Genomic DNA, 12,350 nt, shown 5'->3' with positions numbered 1-12,350 from the left:
CATAATGACTTATGAAGGTAGAACAAAAATTAGACCCACATACTAGTAATAATATTAAGAAAACTATACGTGTTGCACCTTTGGCTAGCATTACAACAGATTTAAAAAGTAAGCCAAAAATAATTAAAGGAAGAAATAATCCAATTATAGATTTAATAGATAGACTTATTGAATACAATAACCTTTTTACTTCTAAACTCATTAGTGGGTTTAACAATATGATAGCTATGATAATAGCCATTAAAATAAGTGGCATTTTACGAAACATAAAACTTACCTAATAATAATTAGTTAATTTAAATAGATGGATATAATTAAAAGAAAGATATAGAGATATTGTTACCGGCTTGGACCGGTTGTAGTAGTAAAAAAAGACTGGAAAGTTAATATTTGCATATTCATAAATTCAACATACAGTTATTATAGAGAGAAAAATTAGTGTTGCAATACTTTTCTAGAAGTTCTTTGGGGGGTATTGCTAACTAAAAGCAGATCAATTAATAAATTAACGTCATTGCAAGGAAAATTACAAAGTAATTTGTACGTCCGCAATCTCAGGAGTTTGTTATTATTTCATGAGATTGCTACGCAGCCTATGGCTGCTCGCAAGGCATTGTTGCGTGGATCAATTTCACCTCTGTCATACCGTGGCTTGACCACGGGATCCAGTTAAAAATACTAAAATTATTAGTATTTTTTATTGTTTTTATGGACCCCGTGGTCAAGCCACGGGGTGGTGACACAGTGGGTTTTACCGGTCCACGCAACAATACCCCCTCGCAATGACGACTTAGGTATCTACACAAAATGCTTCCGCAAGAATGACATCGAGAGCTTTTTAAGAGCTATGCGGGAATGACAACGCCTCAGCCCTTACACCTCTTCAGATTGCTCTAAACCTTCTTCTTCCACTTCACTATCCTCTTCACCCTCGGTACTTTCAGCAATGAGAGAAACAGATACGACTTTTTCCCCCTCATCTAGCTTAAACAGGATTACGCCGCTAGTGTTACGTCCCGTAATACGTACTGACTCAAGTTTACAGCGAATTAACTTACCGCTATTGGTAATCAGCATTAACTCATCATCCATTTTAACCGGCATAACACCGACAACTAAACCGGTTTTGTCGTTAATATCCATATTGATTATACCGCTACCGCCACGGTCAGTAATTCTATAGCCATAAGCTGAGCTTTTCTTACCAAAACCGTTCTCAGTTACGGTTAAAATGAATTCTTCGGAATTTGCCATTTCTAAAATAGAATCTGCAGTCAAAGCTACGCCTAACTCTTCGGGGTTAAACGCCTCACCTTTAGCAACCTCAAGCCTTTTTTCCCATGGCACTGTTAAATAAGCATCTCTATCCTCTTTTGTACTGCTAATGCCTTTAAGCACAGTCATAGAAATTACGGAATCCTCTCTAGCAAGCTTCATACCTCGTACACCGTCAGAAGTACGGCTCTTAATAACACGCAATGATTCAACAGGGAATCTTAAAGCTTTACCGACTTTGGTGGCAAGTAAAATATGCTCGTCTTCTTTACATGGTTTTACGTCTATTAATTTATCGTCCTCATCAAGCCTAATAGCAATTTTACCGTTCGACTGAATCTTTTTGAAATCTAATAAATCGCTTCTTCTGATATTCCCCTTGGCAGTTGCGAACATAATGTTTAAATTATCCCACTCATCCTGATTTTCCGGTAGCGGCATGATATTTGTAATATGCTCATTTTCTTTCAACGGTAATATATTAACCATCGGTCTTCCTTTACCTTGCGGATTACTTAAAGGTAATTTATACAGTTTTAAACTATAAACCTGACCGATATTTGAGAAGAACAACATTGGCGTATGAGTACTACCGACAAAAACTTGCGTGGTAATATCTTTATCACGCATTGAAAGCCCTGATCTTCCTTTACCGCCACGTTTTTGCGAACGATAGCTACTTAGAGGTACACGCTTGATATACCCGCCAAGCGTTACGGTTACAACCATTTCTTCACGCTGAATTAAATCTTCTATATCTTGATCAAATTCGCCAAATTCAATTGAAGTAAGACGAGGAGTCGCAAATTCTTCTTTAACTTTAATTAGCTCTTCCTTTAAAATCTCAAGTAACCTTGTACGAGAGCCGAGTATATTAAGATATTCGGTAATTTCCGTAGCGAGGTTCTTCAAATCCTCTTCAAGCTTGTTTTTCTCCATAGCGGTCAGGCGTTGCAATCTCATTTCTAAGATTGCCTTAGCTTGCACTTCGGTAAAGCTACATTTGCCCTGCTCGTTTAACATTGCTTTATCATCAACCAGCTTTACAAGAGGTAGTATATTTAATGCTTCCCACTGGCGAGCCATTAATTCTTGTTTAGCTGCATTCGGGTCATTTGAAGCTTTAATAATACGTATTATTTCATCGATATTACTAACGGCAATAGTTAGCCCTAGTAAAATATGTGCTCTATCTCTTGCTTTATTTAGCAAATATATAGTACGGTTAGTAATTACCACTTCCCTAAAACTAACGAAAGCTGCGATTACTTCTTTCAAATTCATCACTTTCGGTAGCCCGTCTTTAAGAGCAAGCATAATAACACCGAAGCTAGTTTGTAGCTGCGTACATGCGTATATTTGATTTAAGACTACTTCAACAACTACGTCTTTCTTTAACTCAATAAAAATCCTTACACCGTTTTTATTCGATTCGTCACGTAAATCGCTTATACCCTCAATACGTTTCTCTTTAACCATTTCAGCAATTTTCTCAACGAGCCTTGCTTTATTTACCATATACGGTATTTCGGTAATAATAATTGCTTGACGGCTATTACCGATATTCTCAACCTCCGCCCGACCTCGCATAATGATACTGCCTCTACCGGTAAGGTATGCCGATCTAATACCGCTAATGCCTAAAATCATTGAACCCGTAGGAAAATCCGGTCCTTTAACAACTTCTAGCAAATCTAAAATTTCTATATCGTTATTATCTATATATAAACAGCACGCATCGATAACTTCACCAAGATTATGAGGCGGGATATTAGTTGCCATACCGACCGCAATACCTCCGCTACCGTTAACCAATAAATTAGGAAACATTGCAGGAAGTACGGAAGGCTCTTTTTCAGAACCGTCATAATTAGGGTTAAAGCTGACGGTCTCTTTATCGATATCCTCTACAAGCTTATGCGAAACTTTGGCCATTCGAGATTCGGTATATCTCATTGCCGCCGCCGCATCACCGTCCATCGAGCCGAAATTACCCTGCCCGTCGACAAGCGGTAAACGGAGCGAAAAACCTTGTGCCATACGTACTAACGAATCGTAAATAGCACTATCACCGTGCGGATGGTATTTACCCATCACGTCACCAACTATTCTAGCGGATTTTCTATAAGGTTTACTAGCATGATTACCGGCTTCATGCATGGAATAGATAATTCGGCGATGCACCGGCTTTAAGCCGTCCCGAACATCCGGTATAGCTCTACTTACTATAACACTCATAGCATAATCAAGATAAGATACTTTCATCTCATCTTCGATATTTACCGGTACTAAATTAGAAGAATATTTATCAGTCACGATTACTTAGCCTTAAATTTAATTTAATGAATTATATTTAATTATAGAGACATAATAAATTTCTTTCAAGGATTGCTTGTATTTATAATTTGACGGTTAACAAACTTCTATTGTCTATTATTTTATACTTTCTAAATATAATGAACACTGCTCTATTCTTTTTATCTCATCTACCGTTACTTGTTCTTCTAGCCTTTGTTTAAACTTAGATCTTAGTTTTTCTAAATCTTTATTTTTCTTAGAAATCGGTAATATTTTAGATAATAATTTATTATTTTTATTGAACATGTAGTTGCTCCCGATTGATTAAACTTAAATTGCTCAAGCTTCAACCACCGAAGAGAAATAAACCCCTGGTGGTCGGGGAGTTCAAAGAACCGCCTAAGACAACTACAATAGCCTTTAAACTTAAAGCAATGCTTTAAGCTCTGTACATAGCTATATCTCCCCGACCGCAATGAAGTCGAGGATTATACCATTTATACGGCTGATAATACCGCTTAGGAGAGAGGCTTTGAAACCCCAGAATAACGTTACCGCTATTCTTGCAGGAGGTTTTACTTAATTTTTTAAAAATGTCAATTAGCTATCCATGTCATTCCTGCATGGATCGGTTTTTTCGTCATTACAAGGAATTTGCATAGCAATTGACAAAACAATCCAGTTAAAAATTCTGATTTACAGAATTTTTTTAATTATTTTCTGGATTGCCACGTCGCCTACGGCTCCTCGCAAGGCATTGTTGCGTGGACCGGTTTCCTAATTGTTCATCCCGCGACTCGATCGCGGGATCCAATTAAAAATACTAAAATTATTTATTAGTATTTTTAATTGTTTTTATGGACCCCGTGGTCAAGCCACGGGGTGACACAGTGGATTTTACCGGTCTACACAACAAGGTCTTTAGTCGCTTAGCTCATGACGACATCAACTTTTATTTTGCAATGCCGTATTTTATTTACTTTTCTCTTCCTGCTGTTTATACCAAAGTTCGGCGTAATAGCCTTTATGTTGTAGTAAGCTCTTATGGTTGCCTCGCTCAACTATATAGCCGTTATCCAAAACGATAATCTCGTCTACATCGATAATAGTTGATAGTCTATGGGCAATGATAAGGGTAGTATGGCGTGCCGAGATCTCTTTAAGGCTTGCCTGAATTAGCTTTTCGGTTTTAGTATCAAGCGAACTTGTTGCTTCATCAAAAACATATATTGCCGGATTTTTTAATATGGTTCTTGCGATTGCAATACGCTGTTTTTCGCCGCCTGAAAGCTTCAAGCCTCTCTCCCCTACCTGCGTTTCATACCCTTTGGGCAGCGTGCTAATAAACTCATGAATATGAGCATTTTTTGAGGCTGCTATAACTTCATCGTAACTAGCTGCATTATTACCATATGCTATGTTGTAATATATCGTATCGTTAAACAGTACCGTATCTTGCGGAACAATCCCGATAGACTTACGAAGCGATTGTTGTGTGACTTCTCGTATATCTTGATTATCTATAGTAATATTGCCGCTATTAATATCGTAAAACCTAAACAGCAAGCGTGATATCGTCGATTTCCCCACTCCGCTGCTACCTACTACTGCGAGTGTTTTACCGCTCTTGATCGTAAAGCTTATATTATGCAAAATCGGACGTTCCTGATTATAAGCAAAGCTAACATTATCGAAACTAACCTCGCCTTTTGAGATAATTAGCTCCTTAGCGTTCACGGTATCCTCTACTTCTGCCGGTATATCTAAAAGATTAAACATATCTTCCATAATAACTAGAGCGTTTTTAATTTCTCTATAGGCAAAGCCAAGTATTGAAAGCGGAATTGATAGCTGAAACGAGTAAGTATTAACCATTATTAAATCGCCGACGGTCATTTTATTCTGATTAATAGCATTTGCCGAAAGTATCATCAAAGAAACAAGCCCTAAGGATATTATAACATCCTGCCCGATATTTAAAATCGATAGGCTGTTAGTAGTTTTAGTGGCTGATTTTTCATAAGTTTGTAAAGCCTCATTAAACTTTATCGCTTCATATTCTTCATTACCGAAATATTTAACGGTTTCAAAATTCAGTAAACTATCGATTGCCCTATTATTGGCGGTGTTATCGCTTTGGTTCATTTCTCTTGCAAAAGAAATACGCCAAGTACTGATTAGGAAAGTATAACCAACATAAACTATCATTGTTATTAAAATAGTTACGGCAAACCAAATACCATACACATACCATAACATCCCGCTTACTATTATAATTTCTACGCTTGTCGGGAAAATATTAAATAATGAATACCGCAGCACCGCTTCAATACCTTTAGTACCACGCTCTATTGACCTACTTAAGCCCCATGTTTTTCTAGTAATATGAAAACGCATACTTAAATTATGCATGTGCTTAAAGACATTTAGAGCAACTAAGCGAGTCGCTTGATGCCCTACTTTTGAGAAAATAATATTTCGCAGCTCACTAAATATTTGTACCAATATTTTAGTACCGCCATATGCAACAATAATCCCGATAATAACCGAAAGAGCAAAATTTTTATTTAATCCGTCTATTATATATTTATAAACAATCGGAACGAAAATATTTATTACTTTAGCTATAACTAGACAAATAAGAGATGTAACAATACGCAGGCGTATATCAAAATCCTTCGACCATAAATACGGCAGAAGTAGATAGAATGAATTTTTGTGATTGTTGTTTTTGGACATTTTTGGAGTTTTTGTGAATTTGTATGGCTTTGTTATCCAAGAAAACTGTAGGTGTAACTCGATGTCATTCCCGCGTAGGCGGGAATCCAGAAATACACTTGCCTAAATCTTCCCAATTAAGATTAAGTTTTTCTATTAATTTTATTTTCCAAGTACGACCATTTCTTTAAAGCTTTTTCTCTAGCAATAGCTTCTTTAATATCAGCAAATTCTTCTGTATAAACAAGCTTTATAACATTATATTTTGTCGTAAAACCCTTGATTATTTTTTACTTATGTTCATAAGTACGACATAGTATATTATTAGTAATACCAATAAGTACCATTTCGATCAGAACATAATATAATACATTTTTATTATTTATTTTTTCTGGATTCCCGCTTTCGCGGGAATGACATATGGCATTGTCTATATTCGCTCGCAATGACATTTTTATTAATTATGCCCCAGCAGCGGGTGAAGTCTTCTTTGGCTGATTTTCTAACAACTTATCTAGCCTTCCCTCTTTTTCAAGATCAAACAGAGCATCACAACCGCCAACATGCATATTATCTATAAATATCTGCGGGACGGTCTTTTTTCCACCGGATTTCTTAATAAATTTTTCTTTCTCTTCCTGAGTAAAATTACTTACTTCAATTTCCTCATAAGCAACATTTTTCTTATCAAGCAATGCTTTAGCTTTTATACAATAAGGACAACTAGCAAGAGTATAAATAATAATTGTGTGTAATATAGCTTTATTCATAATGTTATATTTTTTTGTTAGATTTTAATATATTATCTTAAACTATAGTTTTTAAAGCAAGTAAAAATGCATGAATAATTTTTCTATTATCTCAGAATATAAACCGGCAGGCGATCAACCAAAAGCAATAGATGAAATTATAGCAGGGTTAAATAGTAAAAAACGCTCACAAATGTTGCTTGGTATTACGGGATCAGGGAAAACTTTTACCATGGCGAATATTATAGAGAGAACTAATCGTCCTACTCTTATTATGGCTCATAATAAAACTTTAGCTGCCCAAATTTATTCAGAAATGAAGTCGATTTTTCCGAAGAATGCCGTTGAGTATTTTGTATCGTATTATGATTATTACCAGCCGGAAGCATATATAGCACGCACCGATACTTTTATAGAAAAGGATTCATCAATTAACGAGCAAATTGATTTAATGCGTCATTCCGCTACAAGATCGTTATTAGAGCGTCGTGACGTTATAGTAGTTTCTTCCGTTTCTTGTATTTACGGGCTTGGCTCTCCTGATTTGTATTATCAAATGACGGTTAATCTAGAACCAGGTCAAAGCTACCCTCGTTATAAGCTACTAAATGATTTGATAAATCTACAATATGAGCGTAACGATATTGGGTTTGAGCGTGGCTGTTTTCGAGTTAAAGGGGATAATATCGATATTTTTCCCTCACATTACAGCGATAAAGCTTGGCGTTTATCGTTTTTCGGTAATGAACTTGAATATATACACGAATTTGATCCCCTAACAGGCGAAAAACTTGCTAAGCTCAATAAAGCTACGGTCTTTGGTAATTCACATTTCGTGATGCCTCAAGAAACGGTAAATAGTGCCATATCAGGCATTGAGGAGGAGTTACAAAAACGCTTAGAGTTCTTAAAGTCGCAAGATAAACCACTTGAAACGCAAAGGCTAAACCAACGTACTCAATATGATCTTGAGATGTTAACGGAAACAAGCAGCTGTAAAGGCGTTGAAAACTACTCTCGCTTTTTCACAGGGCGTAACGCCGGTGAGCCGCCGCCTACCTTATTCGAGTACTTACCGGAAGATGCGTTATTATTTGTTGATGAAAGCCACGTATCTGTACCGCAAATTAGAGCGATGTATAACGGCGATCGAGCAAGGAAAGAAGTATTGGTAGAGCATGGGTTTCGTCTGCCGTCTGCACTTGATAACAGACCTTTAAAATTTGAAGAATGGGAAAAATTTAGACCGCAAACTGTTTTTGTATCCGCAACTCCGGGACCATTTGAGTTAGAAGAAACCGACGGTACTGTAGTAGAACTGATTATCAGACCTACGGGACTGCTTGATCCTGAATGTATTATCAAACCCGCTACTAACCAAGTTGAGGATTTAATTAGCGAAATTCAAACCACTATCTCTAAAGGTTTTCGTGTCTTAGTCACCACATTAACAAAAAAAATGGCTGAAGATTTAACCGCCTATTTGCAGGAGCTAAAATATAAAACTTCTTATTTACATTCTAACGTTCATACTCTAGAGCGTATCGAGATTTTACGGGATTTAAGACAAGGTACTATAGATATTTTAGTCGGTATTAATCTATTAAGAGAGGGGCTTGACATCCCTGAATGCGGCTTAGTTGCTATACTTGATGCAGACAAAGAGGGATTTTTGCGGTCGGAAGTATCGTTAATACAAACAATAGGAAGAGCTGCAAGAAATAGCGAGGGTAGAGTTATACTTTATGCCGATAAAATGACTAAATCTATCGATAAAGCCGTTAGTGAAACGTTGCGTAGAAGGCAAATTCAGCAGGAATATAATGAAAAACACGGCATAATTCCAAAAACCATCAACCGTGCTATTCACGCTTTAGCAGAACTTGAGAAAATCGATAGTAAGCTTGATAAAAAACAAACTCATACTTTATTTGATAACCCTGCTAAGCTAAAAGCCCATATTGACAAATTAAAGAAAGACATGCTTAAAGCTGCAAATAATCTTGAATTTGAACAAGCAGCAAAACTTCGTGATCAACTAAAAACTCTAGAAGAGGCGGCACTTGAGTTGAGTTATTCCTAATGTGTCATACCGTGGCTTGTCCATGGTATCCAGAAAAACAACTAAAAATACTAATATTATTAGTATTTTAGACCCCGTGGACAAGCCACGGGGTGACAGTGGTGAAACCGATCCATGTAACAACCACCTATTAACAACACCTAAAACTCCTTCTATGATACGGCGATAGGCCGTGCGTATTAATAGCTTCAATATGTTCTTTGGTACCGTAGCCGGAATTTTTGTGCCATAAATATTGTGGAAATTCAGCACTTAAGTCTAGCATCAAACGATCTCTAGTAACTTTTGCAATAATGGAAGCCGCTGCAATCGATAACGATAAATTATCACCGTTAACTATACTAACAAATCTTTCATCATTAAACTGCATATTACCGTCAACTAAAACTATCTCCGGCTTAGTTGTAAGATTTGCCGCAGCAATAGAACAAGCTTTTTTAGTTGCTTCTAATATATTAATTTCATCAATTTCGGTATGAGAAATAATAGCGGTTGACCAAACATAGTTACTAGTTATTTGCTCATATAATAATTCTCTTTTCTTTTTAGAAAGCTTTTTAGAATCTTTAATACCCGTTATAATATTGGCGTTATCTATTATAACGGCACTTGCTACTACCGGACCTGCGAGCGGTCCTCTACCTGCTTCATCTATACCTGCTACAATATAGTTATGATATTTTTTTTCAAAATGTAATAGATCTACTTCCATAATTGTATTTTTTTAATTTTTAATGTATACTCGTTTAATTTGAAAAATTGGCGTCGTTGTATGGGGCGATGTCGTTCCCGCATGGATCGAAAAACGCGTTCGTTGTCATACCGTGGCTTGTCCACGGTATCTAGAAAAAAATTAAAAAAGACTGGATACCGTGGAGGGGCCACGGTATGACAGTGAATAATATAATTACAAAAAAGTAAAAGTGCAAAATTATTTTCAATTACTAGGGCTTCCGCAAGAGTATAATATTGATTTAAAGATATTAGAAAAGCAATATTTTGCTATGCAGATAAAATATCATCCCGATAAAGCAAAAACTTTGCAGGAAAAGGAACAAAATCTAATTACTGCGGCTGAATTAAATAACGCTTATTCTACTCTTAAAGATGCCTTAAAGCGTGCTGAATATATGCTGCTTTTGCAAAATATAAATTTGAATGACGAAAAAACACGCAATTTACTTTCGCAGCTAGAATTAAGCATATTCTGGGATGAAATGGAAGTAATTGAAAATACTATCTTATTTAGTGATTTAGAAAAAATAAAAGACAAATATGAATTAATGAAAAAGCTTGAGATTGATTCTTTAAAACAAGCTTTTGAAGAACAAAATCTATCAGACGCAACTATAAAAACTAGCAAACTTAAATATATTGGGACATTGCTGCATAAACTGCAAGAAAAAATAAAATCATGCAAATAATAGAAATTAGGGAACCAGAGCAAGCTGATTTTAAGCAAGAACGGCAAATAGCAGTCGGTATCGATTTTGGTACTACTAACTCATTAATAGCTATCTCTAGCAATAGACAAGTTAAAGTTATTAAATCTATAGATGACAAAGAATTAATCCCAACTACTATAGATTTTACAAACGAAGATTTTATAATAGGTAATAATAAAGGACTGCGTTCTATTAAAAGACTATTTGGTAAAACATTAAAAGAAATTTTAAACACTCCGGCACTTTTTTCGTTAGTTAAAGATTATCTAGATATAAATAGTAGTGAGCTTAAGCTAAATTTTGCCAATAGAAGAATACGGATTTCTGAAATTGCAGCAGAAGTTTTTATTTACCTAAAAAATCAAGCAGAAGAACAATTAAAGACTAATATAATTAAAGCAGTAATAACAGTACCTGCACATTTTAACGATGCAGCAAGAGGCGAAGTAATGCTTGCAGCTAAAATAGCAGGCTTTGAAGTATTAAGGCTAATTGCAGAACCGACGGCAGCTGCCTATGCTTACGGCTTAAACAAAAATCAAAAAGGCTGTTATTTAGTATATGACCTAGGCGGCGGCACTTTTGATGTATCTATTCTTAATATACAAGAAGGTATTTTTCAAGTTATAGCAACAAACGGCAATAATATGCTTGGTGGCGACGATATAGATGTAGTAATTACACAATATTTTTGTAATAAATTTGATTTACCTAATTCTATAGATACTTTACAACTTGCAAAAAAAGCAAAAGAAACTTTAACATATAAAGATAGTTTTAATAATGATAATATATCAATTAATAAGCAAACATTAGAACAATTAATTTTACCTTTAGTAGAACGTACTATCAATATAGCTCAAGAGTGTTTAGAGCAAGCAGGAAATCCAAATATAGACGGAGTTATTTTAGTAGGAGGTGCAACCCGCATTCCTTTAATAAAAGACGAATTATATAAAGCATTTAAAGTAGATATTCTATCAGATATCGATCCTGATAAAGCAGTTGTATGGGGGGCTGCATTACAAGCAGAAAATTTAATAGCACCCCATACAAATTCATCATTGATTGATGTAGTACCTTTATCGCTGGGCATGGAATTATATGGCGGTATAGTTGAAAAAATCATCATGCGTAATACTCCGATTCCTATTTCGGTAGTAAAAGAATTTACGACTTATGCCGATAATCAAACCGGTATACAATTTCATATATTGCAAGGTGAACGTGAAATGGCTGTAGATTGCCGTAGCTTGGCTCGATTTGAGTTAAAAGGATTACCTCCTATGAAAGCAGGGAATATTAGAGCCGAAGTTACTTTTGCTATTGACGCAGACTGTATATTATCCGTTTCTGCTTATGAGAAAATCAGCAATACATCACATACTATAGAAGTAAAGCCAAATCACGGTATTGATAAAACTGAGATTGATATTATGTTAGAAAACGCTTATAAAAATGCTAAAATAGATTATACTACAAGATTATTACAAGAAGCAGTAATTGAAGCAGAGGCTTTAATCTTTAGCATAGAACGTGCTATAACGGAATTAACAGCTTTATTATCGGAAAGTGAGATATCTATAATTAATTCTTTATTAGATAATATAAAAGAAGCCTCACACGCTAGAGATAGGATCTTAATTAATAATTCTATTAAAGAGTTTAAATCCAAAATAAAAAAATCTATGAATACAAAGTTTAATATAATAATTAATGATTTGCTAAAAGGCAAAAATATCAATCAAATTAAATAGCCTCAGTTATATATAATCGAACTAA

General features: G+C 35.4%; 9 protein-coding genes and 2 pseudogenes. 4 read left to right on the top strand and 7 right to left on the bottom strand.

All coding sequences use genetic code 11. From position 1 onward, the window contains the following. Nucleotides 1-11 precede the first annotated feature (11 nt). Complete coding sequence (locus MB29_RS10495) at nt 12-281, top strand: hypothetical protein (RefSeq protein WP_032139420.1); 270 nt, start codon at nt 12-14, stop codon at nt 279-281. Nucleotides 282-602: 321 nt separating this feature from the next. Here MB29_RS10495 and MB29_RS10490 read toward each other — a convergent pair. The 6 genes and pseudogenes from MB29_RS10490 to grxC all read right to left on the bottom strand — a co-directional run. Beyond that, nucleotides 603-779: pseudogene (locus MB29_RS10490) on the bottom strand (tRNA lysidine(34) synthetase TilS); the annotation flags it as partial. A 94-nt stretch (nt 780-873) separates the two neighbouring features. Next, nucleotides 874-3,591, bottom strand: coding sequence for a DNA topoisomerase (ATP-hydrolyzing) subunit A (gene gyrA / locus MB29_RS05685; protein WP_032139419.1), 2,718 nt, complete (start codon nt 3,589-3,591; stop codon nt 874-876). A gap of 117 nt (nt 3,592-3,708) precedes the next feature. After that, nucleotides 3,709-3,879, bottom strand: coding sequence for a hypothetical protein (locus tag MB29_RS11755; RefSeq protein ID WP_215426260.1), 171 nt, complete (start codon nt 3,877-3,879; stop codon nt 3,709-3,711). Between the two features lie 666 nt (nt 3,880-4,545). Next, the gene (locus MB29_RS05680; protein ID WP_032139418.1) at nt 4,546-6,312 is read right to left on the bottom strand and encodes an ABCB family ABC transporter ATP-binding protein/permease; all 1,767 of its coding nucleotides are present in this window, start codon (nt 6,310-6,312) and stop codon (nt 4,546-4,548) included. A gap of 64 nt (nt 6,313-6,376) precedes the next feature. Beyond that, nucleotides 6,377-6,660: pseudogene (locus tag MB29_RS13805) on the bottom strand (GIY-YIG nuclease family protein). A 92-nt stretch (nt 6,661-6,752) separates the two neighbouring features. Next, complete coding sequence (gene grxC, locus MB29_RS05675; protein WP_032139417.1) at nt 6,753-7,061, bottom strand: glutaredoxin 3; 309 nt, start codon at nt 7,059-7,061, stop codon at nt 6,753-6,755. A 70-nt stretch (nt 7,062-7,131) separates the two neighbouring features. Between grxC and uvrB the strand changes: the two genes are divergently transcribed. Then, nucleotides 7,132-9,123 (top strand): excinuclease ABC subunit UvrB, encoded by a 1,992-nt coding sequence (uvrB, locus tag MB29_RS05670; RefSeq protein ID WP_032139416.1) that lies wholly within the window; start codon nt 7,132-7,134, stop codon nt 9,121-9,123. Nucleotides 9,124-9,253: 130 nt separating this feature from the next. Here the strand turns inward: uvrB and MB29_RS05665 are convergent, their stop codons facing one another. Further along, entirely contained in the window at nt 9,254-9,835 is a 582-nt protein-coding gene (locus MB29_RS05665) for a ribonuclease HII (protein WP_032139415.1), read from the bottom strand. A gap of 211 nt (nt 9,836-10,046) precedes the next feature. Between MB29_RS05665 and hscB the strand changes: the two genes are divergently transcribed. Together hscB and hscA are read left to right on the top strand one after the other, a co-directional pair. Beyond that, nucleotides 10,047-10,547 carry a Fe-S protein assembly co-chaperone HscB gene (gene hscB, locus MB29_RS05660; protein WP_032139414.1) on the top strand — a complete coding sequence of 167 codons (501 nt, stop codon included), beginning with the start codon at nt 10,047-10,049 and terminating at the stop codon, nt 10,545-10,547. Further along, complete coding sequence (gene hscA / locus MB29_RS05655) at nt 10,538-12,325, top strand: Fe-S protein assembly chaperone HscA (RefSeq protein WP_032139413.1); 1,788 nt, start codon at nt 10,538-10,540, stop codon at nt 12,323-12,325. The genes hscB and hscA overlap by 10 nt, the downstream gene beginning before the upstream one ends. Nucleotides 12,326-12,350: the final 25 nt, after the last annotated feature.

This window comes from Rickettsia tamurae, assembly GCF_000751075.1.
GTDB classification, from domain to species: domain Bacteria; phylum Pseudomonadota; class Alphaproteobacteria; order Rickettsiales; family Rickettsiaceae; genus Rickettsia; species Rickettsia tamurae.
The sequence above is the reverse complement of the archived record's forward strand: the minus strand, read 5'-3'. Positions and strand labels throughout refer to the sequence as shown.

Excerpts from the sequence above, each read along its gene's own strand:
- MB29_RS10495 (WP_032139420.1), top strand. The coding sequence starts at position 12 with ATGAAGGTAGAACAAAAATTAGACCCACATACTAGTAATAATATTAAG.
- MB29_RS11755 (WP_215426260.1), bottom strand. The coding sequence starts at position 3,879 with ATGTTCAATAAAAATAATAAATTATTATCTAAAATATTACCGATTTCT.
- MB29_RS05680 (WP_032139418.1), bottom strand. The coding sequence starts at position 6,312 with ATGTCCAAAAACAACAATCACAAAAATTCATTCTATCTACTTCTGCCG.
- grxC (WP_032139417.1), bottom strand. The coding sequence starts at position 7,061 with ATGAATAAAGCTATATTACACACAATTATTATTTATACTCTTGCTAGT.
- uvrB (WP_032139416.1), top strand. The coding sequence starts at position 7,132 with ATGAATAATTTTTCTATTATCTCAGAATATAAACCGGCAGGCGATCAA.
- MB29_RS05665 (WP_032139415.1), bottom strand. The coding sequence starts at position 9,835 with ATGGAAGTAGATCTATTACATTTTGAAAAAAAATATCATAACTATATT.
- hscA (WP_032139413.1), top strand. The coding sequence starts at position 10,538 with ATGCAAATAATAGAAATTAGGGAACCAGAGCAAGCTGATTTTAAGCAA.